At 67.0% G+C, this 14,733-nt stretch carries 14 protein-coding genes; 4 read left to right on the top strand and 10 right to left on the bottom strand.

The genetic code is table 11. From position 1 onward, the window contains the following. The 3 genes from AC3WLC_RS29565 to AC3WLC_RS29555 are packed head-to-tail and all read right to left on the bottom strand — an operon-like array spanning position 1 to position 2,924. Positions 1–678 carry an ABC transporter ATP-binding protein gene (locus AC3WLC_RS29565; RefSeq protein ID WP_493687472.1) on the bottom strand — a complete coding sequence of 226 codons (678 nt, stop codon included), beginning with the start codon at positions 676–678 and terminating at the stop codon, positions 1–3. After that, positions 675–1,922, bottom strand: a complete 1,248-nt coding sequence (locus AC3WLC_RS29560; protein WP_493687471.1) for an ABC transporter permease — start codon at positions 1,920–1,922, stop codon at positions 675–677. The genes AC3WLC_RS29565 and AC3WLC_RS29560 overlap by 4 nt, the downstream gene beginning before the upstream one ends. A 3-nt stretch (positions 1,923–1,925) precedes the next feature. Further along, a complete protein-coding gene (locus AC3WLC_RS29555; protein WP_493687470.1) occupies positions 1,926–2,924 on the bottom strand; it encodes an efflux RND transporter periplasmic adaptor subunit in 999 nt (332 codons plus the stop codon). A 159-nt stretch (positions 2,925–3,083) separates the two neighbouring features. On the opposite strand from AC3WLC_RS29555, the gene AC3WLC_RS29550 reads away from it, so the two are divergent. After that, positions 3,084–3,773: a TetR/AcrR family transcriptional regulator gene (locus AC3WLC_RS29550; protein WP_493687469.1), complete on the top strand. Its 690-nt coding sequence runs from the start codon at positions 3,084–3,086 to the stop codon at positions 3,771–3,773. Positions 3,774–3,800: 27 nt separating this feature from the next. On the opposite strand, the gene glpX is transcribed toward AC3WLC_RS29550, so the two are convergent. Further along, positions 3,801–4,799, bottom strand: a complete 999-nt coding sequence (glpX, locus tag AC3WLC_RS29545) for a class II fructose-bisphosphatase (RefSeq protein ID WP_493687468.1) — start codon at positions 4,797–4,799, stop codon at positions 3,801–3,803. Positions 4,800–4,894: 95 nt separating this feature from the next. Further along, positions 4,895–6,235, bottom strand: coding sequence for a homoserine dehydrogenase (locus AC3WLC_RS29540; RefSeq protein WP_493687558.1), 1,341 nt, complete (start codon positions 6,233–6,235; stop codon positions 4,895–4,897). 108 nt (positions 6,236–6,343) lie between these two features. Between AC3WLC_RS29540 and AC3WLC_RS29535 the strand changes: the two genes are divergently transcribed. Beyond that, a complete protein-coding gene (locus AC3WLC_RS29535) occupies positions 6,344–6,691 on the top strand; it encodes a VOC family protein (protein ID WP_493687467.1) in 348 nt (115 codons plus the stop codon). Here AC3WLC_RS29535 and AC3WLC_RS29530 read toward each other — a convergent pair. The 5 genes from AC3WLC_RS29530 to AC3WLC_RS29510 form a co-directional block, all read right to left on the bottom strand. Next, positions 6,678–7,004: a DUF6881 domain-containing protein gene (locus tag AC3WLC_RS29530; protein WP_493687466.1), complete on the bottom strand. Its 327-nt coding sequence runs from the start codon at positions 7,002–7,004 to the stop codon at positions 6,678–6,680. The genes AC3WLC_RS29535 and AC3WLC_RS29530 overlap by 14 nt on opposite strands. Before the next feature lie 3 nt (positions 7,005–7,007). After that, positions 7,008–7,439, bottom strand: coding sequence for a hypothetical protein (locus AC3WLC_RS29525; RefSeq protein ID WP_493687465.1), 432 nt, complete (start codon positions 7,437–7,439; stop codon positions 7,008–7,010). A gap of 271 nt (positions 7,440–7,710) precedes the next feature. Further along, positions 7,711–8,931 carry an LL-diaminopimelate aminotransferase gene (locus AC3WLC_RS29520; RefSeq protein ID WP_493687464.1) on the bottom strand — a complete coding sequence of 407 codons (1,221 nt, stop codon included), beginning with the start codon at positions 8,929–8,931 and terminating at the stop codon, positions 7,711–7,713. A gap of 150 nt (positions 8,932–9,081) precedes the next feature. Next, positions 9,082–9,708, bottom strand: coding sequence for a glutathione S-transferase family protein (locus tag AC3WLC_RS29515; RefSeq protein WP_493687463.1), 627 nt, complete (start codon positions 9,706–9,708; stop codon positions 9,082–9,084). A 78-nt stretch (positions 9,709–9,786) separates the two neighbouring features. Continuing rightward, positions 9,787–10,140 carry a hypothetical protein gene (locus tag AC3WLC_RS29510; protein ID WP_493687462.1) on the bottom strand — a complete coding sequence of 118 codons (354 nt, stop codon included), beginning with the start codon at positions 10,138–10,140 and terminating at the stop codon, positions 9,787–9,789. A gap of 200 nt (positions 10,141–10,340) precedes the next feature. Here AC3WLC_RS29510 and AC3WLC_RS29505 point away from each other — a divergent pair, with 200 nt between their 5' ends. Continuing rightward, positions 10,341–12,089 (top strand): PHA/PHB synthase family protein, encoded by a 1,749-nt coding sequence (locus tag AC3WLC_RS29505; protein ID WP_493687557.1) that lies wholly within the window; start codon positions 10,341–10,343, stop codon positions 12,087–12,089. Between the two features lie 167 nt (positions 12,090–12,256). Continuing rightward, positions 12,257–14,733, top strand: a 2,477-nt coding sequence (locus AC3WLC_RS29500) for an autotransporter-associated beta strand repeat-containing protein (RefSeq protein WP_493687461.1), incomplete at its 3' end; no start/stop codon positions are given.

Here is a 14,733-nt window from a genome sequence, read left to right as displayed (position 1 = left end):
TCAGCTTTCCGCTAGCCGGCCGTCGACCAGATGGATGCGCCGGCTCGCTTTCGCCGCCATCTCGGTATCGTGCGTCACGGCGATCACCGTCTTGCCGCGCTCGCGCACCAGCGCATCGAGAATCAAAAAGACCTGCTCGGAATTCCTGCTGTCGAGGCTGCCGGTCGGCTCGTCGGCGAGGATCAGCGGCGGATCATTGGCGAGGGAGCGGGCGACGGCGACGCGCTGACGTTGGCCGCCCGAGAGCTGGTCCGGCCGCTTGTCGAGATGGTCGACGAGGCCGAGCGCGCTCAGCAGCTCAGTCGAGCGCTCGCGCATGGCGGCCGCACCGAGCTTGCCGAGGCGGCGCATCGGGATCTCGACATTCTCGCGCACCGTGAATTCCGGCAGAAGGAAGTGGAACTGAAAGACGAAGCCGAGCGTCGCCAGCCTGATTCCAGCGCGTTCGCGCTCACTGAGCCCAGCCGTATCCCTGCCCTCGATGGCGAGCGTGCCGCCGGTCGGCTTGTCGAGCAGCCCGAGCAGATAGAGCAGCGAGGACTTGCCCGAGCCGGACGGGCCGGTGATCGCGACGAACTCGCCCGCCCCGATCACCAGCGTGATGTCCTTGACCAGCGTCGCCGGCACGGCGGCGGGCAGCACGCGGGTCAGCCCCTTGGTCTCGATCAGCGGGCTCATGTCGCGCCCCGGATGATGTCGACCGGGTTGAGCCGCGCCGCCTGCCTTGCCGGCAGGTAGCCGGCGACGCCGGCCGAGACCAGCGCGAAGCCGGCGGCGATCAGATAGTGCCAGATGCTCCAGGCCAGCGGCAGGCGCGTGATCTCCTGGGCGACGCTGGCGCCCGACAATTCGAAGCGGACCAGCGAGAGCGCGAAGCAGAGCAAGAAGCCGACCGCCCAGCCGATCAGCGAGCCGCCGGCGCCGAGCGCCACTCCTTCGAGCAGGAAGAGACGGCGCATATCGGTCTCGGTGAAACCCAGCGACTTCAGGATGGCGATGTCGCGCGCCTTCTCATGAGTGATGGTCGAGATGATGTTGAAGATGCCGAAGCCGGCCACCAGCAGGATCGCGCCGACGACCGTGTACATGATGACATTGCGGATCACGAGCGCCTGCAGCAGCGACTCGTTCGCCTCCTGCCAGGCCATCGCCTTGTAGCCGAGCTGCGCCTCGGCCCGGCGCGCCACCTGCGGCGCGGCATTGGGATTGTCGAGCTTCAACCTGATCTCGTTGATCGCATTCGGGCGCTCACTGAGGATCTGGGCGTTCTTGAGCAGGACATAGCCCTCGCCCTCGTCGCGGGCGGTAGTGCCGGTGTGGAAGAGGCCGACGATCTTGAAGGCGCGGCTCTGGCCGGTCGAGGAGACGACCGTCACGGTCGTGCCGAGCTCGGCGCCGAGGCGCTGCGCCAGCTTGTCGCCGACGACGATGTTGTTGCCTCCGGCGATCAGCGAGGTGAAGCTGCCCTGGCGGAAATCCTTGGCGAGCGAGGAGACCTTCATCTCGCCCTGCGGCTCGATGCCGATGATGGCGATGCCGACATCGCGACCGGAATAGCGCACCACCCCTTGCGTCTTCAGACTGAGCGCCAGCCGCCCCGGCACCCAGGCCTTGAGCATAGCGACTGCCTCGGTCGGGTTGAGAATGCCGCGCCGGTCGTCCTTCGGCCGCAGGCCGGCGATGTGGACCGCGGCAAAGGCGTCCTGCGCCGGCTGGCGGCGGGCGTTGCGGTATTCATCGGTGATGTCGACATGCGGCATGGTGTCGACCAGCCTCGCGACGAAATCGTCCTCGCCGCCCTGCATCAGCGACGCCATGGCTATCGAGAAGCCGACGCCGAGCGCGACGCCGATGATCGCGACCAGGGTCTGCCGGCCGCGGCCGCGGATATGCGTCAGCGCCAGGGCCAGGATCAGCCGCATGGTTCAGCCGCCCTGCGCGGCGACGCGGGCGCCATCCGCAAGCTTGTCCGGAAAGGGCGAGATGACGCGGGCCTGCTCCGGCAATCCCGAGAGCACCTCGACATCGCCGGTGCCGCGAGTGCCGATCGACAGCTCGTGGCGGCGCGCGCGGTCGCCCTCGACGACGAAGACCGCATTGCCCTGCACGGCGGCGACCGGCAGCAGCAGCGCGTCCTTCGACACCCGCGCGATGATGTTGAGCTCGACAGTCATGCCGATCAGCAATGGCGTGTCGTCAGGCAGAGCAAGATAGACGCGATAGGTCTTGGCGACGGGATCGCCCTTGGGCGTGATGCTGTCGACCGTCGCTTCCAACGTCTTCCCCGGAAACGCATCGGCCCGGATCAAGGCGCGCTGGCCTGCCTTGACCTGGGGAATGTCCTCCTCATTGACCTCGGCGACGACGCGCAACGGCCTGGCCTCGCCGATCCAGAACAGCACGGTGCCGGGCTCGGCGATCTCGCCGACCTCGCCGTCGCGGCGCAGCACGGTGCCACGCATCGGGGCGCGCAGCAGATAGTTCTCCAGGCGCGCGGTCTGGCCGGCGATCAGCGCCGAGGCCTGCCCCATCTCGCTGCGGGCGCGGTCGAGCGCCTGCTGGCTCCCCACATTGCGCTCGACCAGCACGGCGAGCCGGTCATGCTCGGCGGTGGCGAGCTTCTGGCGGGCCTTGAGCTCGGCCAAGGTCGCCTCGGCCTGGACGCTGTCCAGCCGGGCGAGGACATGCCCCTGCTCGACGCGCTGGCCTTCGCAATCGCAGCGCTCGACGATGCGCTCGCGCACCAGCGCCGTGACCTTGGCCCAGTTGCGCGGCTCGACCGTTCCGGTGGCGTAGACAATCTCGGCGGCGTCACCGCGCTTGGGCGCGACGGTGGCGACCGCCGTCGGCTTCGTCAGGAACCAATAGCCGCCGCCAGCAGCGGCGATGGCCGCGACGGCGAGAAAGCTGCGAGCGAACTTCACGGCACCCTCCGCAGGAGGCGTAGCACCGGCCCTTCCCTCTTCGCGATCACCACGATCCGGGAACGTTGCACCGGCAGCGTCTTGCGCGCACAATTACGAAAGACCGACCGTCGGTCATTATACAGACCGACGGTCGGTCGTCAAACAAGAGCGAGCCGTATGCCCCGTATCGTGAAGTCCGCGGATGATCGCAGGAACGAGATCCTCGACGGCGCCCAGGCGCTATTTTTCGAGCGCGGCTATGAGCGAACGACGGTCAATGACGTGATCGCCAGGATCGGCATCTCGAAGGGCGGCTTCTACCACCACTTCACTGCCAAGGAGGATCTGCTGGAGGGGATCACTGCCCGGCTGGCGCAGGATGCCGTCGCGCGCGTCCGCGATATCCTGGACGATCCCGCGCTCACTGCCCTGGAGCGGCTGAACGGCTTCATGGCGCGCTCACGCAGCATGAAGCTGGCGGATGCACCGAAATTCCGGGCTGCTTTCGACGTGGTCTTCCGGCCGGAGAACCTCGTGCTCTATCACCGGATCAACGCCGCCTCGATCGCGGTGATGCGGCCGGTGCTGACGAGGATCATCGCCCAGGGCAAGGCCGAGGGCGCCTTCACCGTGCCCGATCCGGAGGCCGCGGCGGAAATCCTCCTGCACCTCAACGCCAGCACGCACGACGCCGTCGCGCGTACCATCGAGGCGATGGGAACAGCCGAGGAGGACGCTGCGATCGTGGCGCTGGATCAGCGCTTCCAGCTCCAGGGCATCGCGATGGACCGCATCCTCGGCCTGCCGGACGGCAGCCTGACCATCGTCGAACCCGGTTTCACCCGCGCAGTGATGACGGCGCGCTGAGCGCGCCGTCTGCGGGCTGGTCTAGGATCAGTCGAGCTTGAACTTCGAGAGCTCGCGGTGCTCGCCATAGATGCGACGGACCGTGCCGGTGATCGAGCGGTAGACGATCGTCTCGGTCTCGATCACCTCAGGCCCGAAGCGCACGCCCGAGAGCATGCCGCCATCGGTGACGCCGGTGGCGCAGACGATGACGTCGCCCGAGGCCATCTCGGCCATGTCGTACTTCTTGTTCGGGTCCTTGACGCCCATGGTCAAGGCGCGAGCCCGCTTCTCCTCGGTGTCGAGGATCAGGCGGCCCTGCATCTGGCCGCCGACGCAGCGTAGCGCCGCCGCGGCAAGTACGCCCTCAGGCGCACCGCCGATGCCGAGATAGAGGTCGATGCCGGTCTTCTCCGGCTCGGTGCAGAAGATCACGCCGGCGACGTCGCCATCGGTGATCAGGCGGATCGAGGCGCCGGTCTTGCGGACCTCGGCGATCAGCTTCTCGTGGCGCGGCCGATCCATGATCAGCGTGTTGATCTCATGCGGCTTGACGCCCTTGGCCCGGGCCAGCGCGTTGATGTTGTCGGCAGCCGAGGCGTCGAGATCGACGATCCCCTGCGGATAGCCGGGGCCGATCGCGATCTTGTTCATGTAGACGTCGGGGGCGTAGAGCAGCTGGCCGGCGCCGGCCATCGCCATAACCGCGATCGAGCCCGGCATGTCCTTGGCGCAAAGCGTCGTGCCCTCGAGCGGGTCGACGGCGATGTGGACCTTGGGGCCCTGCTTGTTGCCGACCTTCTCGCCGATGAAGAGCATCGGCGCCTCGTCGCGCTCGCCCTCGCCGATGACGATCTCGCCGTCGATCGGCAGGCGGTTGAGCTCGCGCCGCATCGCATCGACCGCGGCCTGGTCGGCCGCCTTCTCGTCGCCATGGCCGCGCAGGCGGGCGGCGGCGACGGCGGCGCGCTCGGTGACGCGTACCAGTTCCATCGAGAGGTAGCGCTCGATGATCTGGTCGGGCGAGATGCGGAGATCGACGGACATGGGGACTCCCTAGCGCGATGAGCGGATGGCGGAGGTAAATAGCGACCGGGTTGGCGAGGATATGGCGAAACGGTGAGCGATCCCGCCTTTCACCATCATTCCCGCTCGATACGGATGACTTGTGGCGCTTCCGCGATGTGGCCGTCAGCGCTCACCTTCTCCAGCGCGTCGCGGATCGCGTGCTCGCTGGTGGCATAGGTGATCAGAACGACCGGGACCGGAGCGCCGGAGCGCCCGCCAGGATCCTGCTGGGCGGCGATCTCGGAGCGGCGCTGGACGATGCTCTCCAGCGAGATATCGGCCTCGGCCATCCGGGTCGCGATCGCAGCCGCAGCGCCGGGACGGTCGGCGACGGCGAGGCGGATATAGTAGCCGCCCTCATGGCGCTGCATCGGCGCGCGCGTCGGCTGCTCCAGCCGGGCGACCGGCATGCCGAAGGGCTGGCCGGCGGTGCCACGGGCGACGTCAGCGATGTCGGCGATCACGGCGGAGGCGGTCGGGCCGCCGCCGGCGCCGGGGCCGACCAAAGTGATCTCGCGGACCGCATCGGCGTCGATGGTCACCGCATTGGTGACGCCCATCACCTGCGCGATCGCGGAGGATTTCGGCACCATGGTCGGGTGCACGCGCTGCTCGATGCCGGTCTTGGTGCGCTCGGCGACGCCGAGCAGCTTGATCCGGTAACCAAGCTCGTCGGCCATCTTCAGGTCGAGCGGCGTGATCGAGGAAATGCCTTCGACATGAATCGCTTCGGCGTCGATCTTCGTACCGAAGGCGAGGCTGGTCAGGATGGCAAGCTTGTGGGCGGTGTCGAAGCCCTCGACATCGAAGGTCGGGTCGGCCTCGGCATAGCCGAGGCGCTGGGCGTCCTTCAGGCAGGCCTCGAAGGTCAAGCCCTCGAGCTCCATGCGCGAGAGGATGTAATTGCAGGTGCCGTTGAGGATGCCATAGAGCCGGCTGACATTGTTGCCCGAGAGTGCCTCGCGCAGCGTCTTCACCACCGGGATGCCGCCGGCCGAGGAGGCCTCGAAGGCGAGCGCGGCGCCATTGGCCTCGGCCAGTTCGGCGAGCGCGACGCCATGGGCCGCGAGCAGCGCCTTGTTGGCGGTGACGACATGCTTGCCGGCGGACAGCGCGGTCTCGACCGCCTTCTTGGCCGGGCCATCCGAGCCGCCGATCAGCTCGACCAGGCAATCGATCTCGGGGGACGCGGCGAGCGCGACGGGATCGTCGAACCAGGCGAAGCCGGAGATGTCGATGCCGCGATCGCGATTGCGGTCACGGGCCGAGACCGCCGTCACGCGGATCGGCCGGCCGCAGCGGGCGGCGAGCGCGTTCTCCTGGCGCTTCAGAATGCCGGCGACCGCAGCGCCGACTGTTCCCAGGCCGGCAATGCCGACGCGCAGGGGCCTGATCTCGGAGGGAGCAGCGTGCATGGTCATGAGCGGCGGGGTCGCATGAGGCGCGCGGGGAGTCAACGGCGAAGGGGTATCGGGAACCTATCCCGGAACGCCGGATTGAGTAGGCAATGCGGAGATATCGCGATGTTGAAGGTCGGATCGATCGTCGGGGGGGTGCGCGACGTGCCGCGCGCCATCGGCTTCTGGACGGAGGCACTCTCATACGAGCCGCTGCGACCGCCCTCGCCCGACTGGGCGATCCTGGTGCCGCGGCAAGGTCCCGGCGTGCAGCTCGCGATCACGCAGGTCTCGTCGGAGGCGGAGAACCACCAGCGCCACCATCTCGACCTCTATGCCAGCGATCGCGAAGCCGAGGTCGAGCGCCTGCTGCGGATAGGCGCGAGGCGGGCCGAGTGGCGCTATCCTGAGGGCGCCGACTACATCGTGCTGGAAGATCCCGACGGAAACAGCTTCTGCGTCATCGAGAAGTGATGGCTTGGGCCTCCCGCCAACGCAGATCGAACTCGGGCTGGGTTATCGTGTAGGGCTCAAATTGCGGATCGGCCGCAATCTCACTAAGTGTGGGCACCGCGATCACGCCGAGCGCAGTGCCGTTGACTTCGCACAACTCGTCGGCGAGGCCGACCCGACCGTCACGAAAATATTCGAGCTTGCGCGTCTCGAAGCGGTCTGCGTCGAGTTCGCTCCACAGCTCAACCGGCTCATTCTGCTTCTCATGGTGCCAAAGCACGCGGATGTAGCTGCGTTCGCGTTCAGTCGATTGCAGCTCTTCCGATCGCCCCATGGCTCACTCGAAGCGGCAAACGACCTCGGCGGCGAGCTTGTGGACCTTGCCGGCCTCGAAGCCGAGATAGATCCGCAGCAGCTGGTTGCCGAAGGCGGTGATCTTGATGGTGCGCAGCGCCTCGACGCTGTCGCCGTCCGCCTGGGTCGAATTCTCGTCGATCGGCTTCCAGAACCAGGGCTTCGGCGCCTTGATCACGGTCTGCGCCAGCAATTGCTCAGCCTCGGCCCGGCCCATGCCGGTCGGGAAGTACTTCGCCGCGATCTCGGTGGCGTCGCGGCCGCATTCCTTGGCGCGCGAAGCGGTCAGCACCTCGGCGATCAGGGGCGAGTCGGTGTCGGTGGTGCGGCCGCGCGAGAAATCATAGGTGGCGAACAGGCAGACCAGCGCGAACAGGCCGAACACGATCCCGATCAACCGACCCTTCGAGACCATGGCGCGCACTTCGTCCTAGCTATCCACCCCGGCCTTGGGTTCCCATGTTTCGACGGCCCGGTCCAGTGCCGGCGCGCAACAGTGACAGCCGTCTTTCCAAGGCGGCTCCCCACGCGTCTGAGCGGCGCCCTCTTCGTCATGGTCGGGCTTGTCCCGACCATCCACCTCTTCGCTTCACTGATCGAACGCAGCGTTCAAGACGTGGATGCTCGCCACAAGGGCGAGCATGACGAGCTGGAACAGCGTGATGGTTGTCGAACGGCCTCCCGCCCTACCCCGCCTTCGGCATCTGGATGACGTTGTGCAGGGTCTGGTCGGCGCTCTTCAGGAAGCGGCCGATATTGCGCGCCGCCTGGCGGATGCGCTGCTCGTTCTCGACGATGGCGATGCGGACATAGTCGTCGCCATGCTCGCCGAAGCCGATGCCCGGCGCGACCGCGACCTCGGCCTTCTCGATCAGCAGCTTGGAGAACTCAAGCGAGCCGAGATGGCGGAACTTCTCGGGAATCGGCACCCAGGCGAACATCGAAGCCTGGGGCGCCGGGAACTCCCAGCCGGCCTTGGTGAAGCTCTCGACCAGCGCGTCGCGGCGCTTGCGATAGACCTCGCGCATCTCGCGGATGCAGTCGTCGGGGCCGTTCAACGCCGCCGCGGCGGCGACCTGGATCGGCGTATAGGCACCATAGTCGAGATAGGACTTCACCCGCGCCAGCGCCGCCAGGAGCTTCTCGTTGCCGACGGCGAAGCCCATGCGCCAGCCGGCCATGGAGAAGGTCTTCGACATCGAGGTGAACTCGACGGCGACGTCCATCGCGCCCGGCACCTGCAGCATCGACGGCGGCGGGTCGTTCTCGTCGAAATAGACCTCGGCATAGGCAAGATCCGACAGCAGGATCAGATCGTGCCGCTTCGCGAAGGCGACGAGGTCGCGATAAAAGTCGAGCGAGGCGGTGTAGGCGGTCGGGTTCGCCGGATAGCAGGTGACGAGCGCGATCGGCTTCGGCACCGAATGCGCCATCGCTCGCTCCACCGCCGGGAAGAAGGCCGGCGTCGGCTCGGCCGGGACCGAGCGGATCACCCCGCCCGCCATCAGGAAGCCGAAGGCGTGGATCGGATAGCTCGGATTGGGCACCAGCACGACGTCGCCGGGGCCGGTGATGGCCTGCGCCATGTTGGCGAAGCCTTCCTTCGAGCCGAGCGTGGCAACGACCTGCGTGTCGGGGTTGAGCGTCACGCCGAAGCGGCGCTGATAGTAATGCGCCTGGGCGCGGCGCAGTCCGGCGATGCCCTTCGAGGCGGAGTAGCGGTCGGTGCGCGGCTTGCCGGCAGTCTCGACCAGCTTCTCGATGACGTGCTTGGGCGCCGGCAGATCGGGATTGCCCATGCCGAGATCGATGATGTCGACGCCCTTGGCGCGCTCGGCTGCCTTGATCTTGTTGACCTGTTCGAAAACGTAGGGCGGCAGGCGCTTGATGCGGTGGAAATCGGTCATATCGAGAACAGGTCCTTGCGGATCGCCACGCTGGAGCGAAGCAAATCACATTCTTGCGTTGCGATGCCTTACCACCGCAGCTTTCGCCCTGACAGGACAAAAAACGCAAGATTCATCGAAACGCAACGCATGCCTCCCTGGCGCAACGCTTCAGGCCGGCGGAATGAAGGGCTGGCTGATCGTCCGGAACACGTCGAGCGCCTCGCAGCGCGCGGAATGAGCTTCCAGCGCCGGATAGTCGCCAAGGATAACGAGATCGGGATGCGCATCGCTGGCGAAGCGCAACGCGCAGGCGAGCGCGATGTCGGCATGGCTGATCCGCTCGCCGAACCACCAGTCGCCGATGCGCTCGGCCCGCTCCCGCTCCAGTGCGGCGAGAGCGCCTGATATCTGGCTGCGGCAGCGCCCGGCCCAGGTTTCGGAGATGCGATCGTGCAGCCTCAACTCATAGAACAGGCTCACCGCCTTTTCGGCGAGCCCCATCGCCAGCGCCGCGACGCGCAAGGCCCGGTGGCGCTCCGGCTCGGCGCGCGGGAACAGGGCAAGCTCTGGAGAGACGAGGCCGTCGAGATAGTCGATGATGGCATGGCTCTCGACCAGCACGAGCCCGTCGTCGAGCTCCAGCGTCGGGACGCGAACCAGCGGATTGAGCGGCGCGATCCTGTCGCCGTCGCCGAAGACCGACCAGGGCCGATGCTCGAAGGGCAGCTCGTAGAGCGTCAGCGCAATACCGACGCGGCGCACGAAGGGCGAATCATACTGGCCGATCAGGATCATCGCTGGCGTTCCACCGAGGAGCTGCCATTGGACTGGTCAGGGCGAGGCAAGGCAAGCGCGGCCCGCTCTCGCCCGTCCTCATTCCTTTGGCATCGGCGGCGGCGCCGGCGGCGGCAGGACCTTGCCGAGCTGCTGTGCCTGCGTGCCCGCCGCCTCGTTCGAGATTCGCTTGGCGTCGAGATCCGCTTCGAGCGCCTTGAACTCATCGACAGTCTTGCGCTTGGCCTCGCGCGAGACGGTGGTGCCGATCGGAATATATTTCGGATCCTGCGGCCGGGTCTCGGTCACGAATGGCTTGGGATCGCCAGGTTTGGTGGCGAGATCGGTGAACTCCGCGACGCCGCGGGCAGCTTCGCAACCTCCGAGCGCCACCCCGACGAGCAGGACGAGTCCGACCGCCTCGAGCGAGATTTCAGTCCGCTTACCAATCATCGCCCCGGTTCCGCAGAATTTCTTTGTCACTCATACTGGTTAGGTCCTTAATGGGTCCAAAATGGGGAGTGCAACTCCTGCGTAAGGCTATCAAGGGGAGCGCCATCATGTGTCCGCCAGCTGACGAGAAGGGCAAGACCGGGCCAAAGCCTGCGGAAACGCCGTTCGGCGAGCTTCCGGCGGTGCCCGATTTCGAGGCGATGGCGCAGAACATGGGCAAGCTGGTCGAGCAGGCCGGCAAGGTGACGGCCGCCTATCTGAAGCCGATCGAACGGGGCGAGGCCAAGACCGGCCAGGCCGACGAAGCCAGCGAGATGGTCAAGGTGCTCGGTCGCGTCGCCGAGCGCTGGGTCAGCGATCCCCAGAAGATCATCGAAGCCCAGGGCGCGATCACCAGCGATTTCCTCTCCTTGTGGAGCTCGACGCTGAAGCGCCTCGGCGGCGAGCAGGTCGAGCCGGTAATCGCGCCCGAGAAGCGCGACGCCCGCTTCGCCGATCCGGAATGGAACAGTCATCCGGTCTTCGACTTCGTCAAACAGGCCTATCTGCTGACGACACGCTGGGCCGAAGGCATGGTCGAGCAGGCGGACGAGCTCGACCCGCATACGCGTGACAAGGCCCGCTTCTACGTCAAGCAGATCGCCGGAGCCCTCTCCCCGTCCAACTTCGTCGCGACCAATCCCGAGCTGCTGCGCGAGACCATGGCGCAGAACGGCGAGAACCTGGTGCGCGGCATGAAGATGCTGGCCGAGGACGTCGAGGCCGGCGGCGGCGAGCTCAAGATCCGGCAATCGGATGCCGGCGCCTTCCAGATCGGCGTCAATATCGCAACGACGCCCGGCAAGGTCATCTACCGCAACGACATCATCGAGCTGATCCAGTACGCGCCCGCGACCGAAACGGTGCTGAAGCGGCCGCTGCTGATCGTGCCGCCCTGGATCAACAAGTTCTACATTCTCGACCTCAACGCCGAGAAGAGCTTCATCCGCTGGTGCGTTTCCCAGGGGCTGACGGTCTTCTGCATCTCCTGGGTCAACCCCGACCACCGCCACGCACTCAAGGATTTCGAGAGCTATATGCGCGAGGGCATCTTCGCCGCGCTGGAGGCGATCGAGCAGGTGACCGGCGAGAAGCAGGTGTCCTCGATCGGCTACTGCGTCGGCGGCACGCTGCTCGGCGTGACGCTGGCCTATATGGCGGCGACCAGGGACAAGCGCATCGCCAGCGCGACCTTCTTCACCACGCAGGTCGACTTCAGCCATGCCGGCGAGCTCTCGGTCTTCGTCGACGAGGAGCAGATCCGCGCCGTCGAGGAACAAATGGCCGAGCGCGGCTATCTCGACGGCTCGCGCATGTCCGGCGCCTTCAACATGCTCAGGCCGAACGACCTGATCTGGTCCTATGCCGTCAACAACTACCTGAAGGGCAAGGCGCCGACCCCGTTCGACCTGCTCTACTGGAATTCGGATTCGACCCGGATGCCGGCGGCGAACCACTCCTTCTACCTGCGCAACTGCTATCTCGAGAACAAGCTGAGCAAGGGCGAGATGCGCCTCGGCGGCAAGCTGCTCGACCTGAAGAAGGTGACGATCCCGATCTATAATCTGGCGACCCGCGAGGACCATATCGCCCCGGCCGTGTCGGTCTTCCTGGGCTCGCAGACCTTCGGCGGCCCGGTCGACTACGTCATGGCCGGCTCCGGCCACATCGCCGGCGTGGTCAACCCGCCGACCAAGGTAAAGTACCAGTACTGGACCGGGCCGAAGCCCGAAGGCGCCTTCGAGGATTGGATGAAGACGACGCAGGAGCATCCAGGCTCCTGGTGGCCGCACTGGTTCGCCTGGGTGGAGAAGCAGGCGCCCAAGCGCGTCAAGCCGCGCATTCCCGGCGAGGGGCCCCTGCCCGCGCTGGAGGACGCGCCGGGAAGCTATGTGAAGATCAAGGCGTAACGCACCGGCAGAGCAGCGGATTCGCCACACTCCATCGATTTGGTTGGATGTGAACGGCCGTTCATTGCCTTACGCGCGAAGCCGCCTAGCCTGCGGATAGAGCTGGGCTGGGGATTCCCGTGACGTTCGTCTTCGTTCCGATGGCTGTGCGCGTTCGGCAGCAGCGCATGTCGCGCCTGTTGGATGCCGCAGCGCTGCCGACCTGTGCTCGCCCGGTCCGCGCCGCGCCGTTGCCGAAACACTGCAGATCGCTCAAGGCGTCGACCGCTCTTATCGGCCTGACCCTTATCTTTGCCGGTATCGGGCTGCTCGGCATGACAAGCGCCGTGATGGCTGAAGGTGGTACCGGCGGTGTTGGCGGCGGCCCCGGCGGCAACGACCAAGCGACTGCCCCCGGCGGCCCTGGCATTAGTGGCAGTCCCGGCGGCGGCGGCGGCGGCGGCGCCGGTCAGACCGGCGGCGTCGGTGGGGCCAGCCCTGTCGCCTCAGGCGGCACGGGTGGAGCAAGCCCAGGTGCCGCCGGCAGCGATGGCGGAAGCAGTAGCTTTCCCGGGGCAGGCGCGGGCGGCGCGGGCGGCGGCGCCCACGGCTATGTCGACACTACGGCTCCCACTGTCGCCACGACCGGCGGCAAAGGGGGCAACGGCGGTGAAGGCATGTTCGGCGGCGGGGGCGGCGGCGGCGCTGGCGGCTGGGGCGCCGTCATGGCCGATACGGGTGGGCTCGGCACGCTCTCCTCTGCGGCGACGGGTGGAAACGGCGGCAATGGCGGCGACGGCGATAGCGGCGCGGGTGGTGGCGGCAGCGGCGGCCATGGCGGGGCAGTAATCGGTGATGCCACGACGAGACTAGAGACCAGCGCGGACCTTCGCGGCGGGCATGGCGGAAAGGGCGGCAATATCACCGGCTTCGGCGGCGTCGGCGGCGCTGGCGGCGCCGGCGGGCATGGCCTGCTCGTGACAGGCGCCTCGACGGTCGAGCTCTATCAGAACGTCATTGGTGGCAATGGCGGCGCAGGCGGCACGAGCGGCAGCAGCATTCATAGCCGCGGCGGCGCCGGTGGCGCTGGCGGTGCCGGCGTGTCCGCGACCAACGGCGCTGTGATCATCGTCTATGATGGCGTCACTGGCGGCAATGGCGGTGTCGGTGGTTCCGGTTCCATACCCGGCGCCAGCGGTGCCGGTGGCGCGGGCATCGCCGGCAACAACGTCACCATCGTCCTGGATGGCGGCGGGATCGCGGGCGGCCTGAACGGCGACGGTAGCCGCGCCTATGCCCTCTCGCTGTCTGGCGACAGCAAGCTGACCATCGCGCGAACCGGGACCGCCAATCTGTTCGGTGGCATCCAGCTGGTCTCGGGCACGCTGACGCTCGACCAGGCTGTTGGCATCGACGTCACCATCGCCAATGCGATCAGCGGTGCTGGCGGTTTGCGCAAGACCAGCGCCGGCACGGTGACGCTCACTGAAAGCAACACCTATACCGGCGGGACGACGATATCGGGCGGAACGCTCCAGATTGGCGACGGTGGCACGACCGGCTCGATCGTCGGTGACATCGTCAATAATGGCCGGCTCGTCTTCAACCGCAGCAATTCGATCAGCTTCAATGGCGCCATCACCGGCACCGGTGGCCTGACCAAAGCCGGCGCCGGCACACTGACCCTGACCGGCAACAACACCTATTCTGGCGCAACCACGGTCGAGGCCGGCGCGCTCCTGATCGACGCTGCGCCAGCGATGTCGGCCGCCTCGGACTACAAGGTCGCATCGGGCGCGACGCTGCAGGTCAGCGATGGGCTCGGCCCGGTGAGCGCTGCATCGATCGCCGGCGCGGGCACGATCCAGATCGGCAATGGCACAACACTGAAGGCCGGCAGCAGCAACGCCTCGACGACATTCTACGGTACGATCAGCGGCAATGGCGCGCTCGACAAGACCGGCACGGGCACTCTGACTCTGACGGGCACGAACACCTACACCGGCGGCACCACGGTTTCGGGCGGCAAGCTCGTGGTGAACGGCTCGATCACCGGCGCGGTGACGCTGAGTGGCGGCGCGCTCGGCGGCTCCGGCACGGTCGGAACGCTCTCGGTCGCGAGCGGTGCCACGGTCGCGCCGGGCAATTCGATCGGAACCCTGAAAGTCTCGGGCAACGTCGCCTTCGCCTCAGGCTCGACCTATCAGGTCGAGGTCAACGCCGCCGGCCAGAGCGACAGGATCATCGCCTCGGGTAGCGCGGCGATCTCGGGTGGGACCGTGCAGGTCCTGGCGGAGAACGGCAATTACGCGGCGGCGACGAGCTACACGATCCTGACCGCCACGGCCGGGGTCAGCGGCCGGTTCTCGACGGTGACCTCGAACCTCGCCTTCCTGACGCCCTCGCTTGGCTATGATGCAAGCAATGTCACGCTGACGATGACCCGCAACGACACCTCCTTCGGTCCCGATAACGGTGGCGGCATGTCCGGCGGCGGAACTGATACGAGCAGCACGAGCACGTCCGGCACTTACATCGCCGCCACCCGCAACCAGGGCTTCATCGCGATCGCGGCCGAGCGGCTGGGGGTCGGCAATCCGATCTATGACACGCTGATCTCGGCGACGGCGGCCGAGGCGCGGGGCAGCTTCGACCTGCTTTCGGG

It is taken from the genome of Allobosea sp. GW821-FHT03A12, from assembly GCF_058986765.1.
The sequence above is the reverse complement of the archived record's forward strand: the minus strand, read 5'-3'. Positions and strand labels throughout refer to the sequence as shown.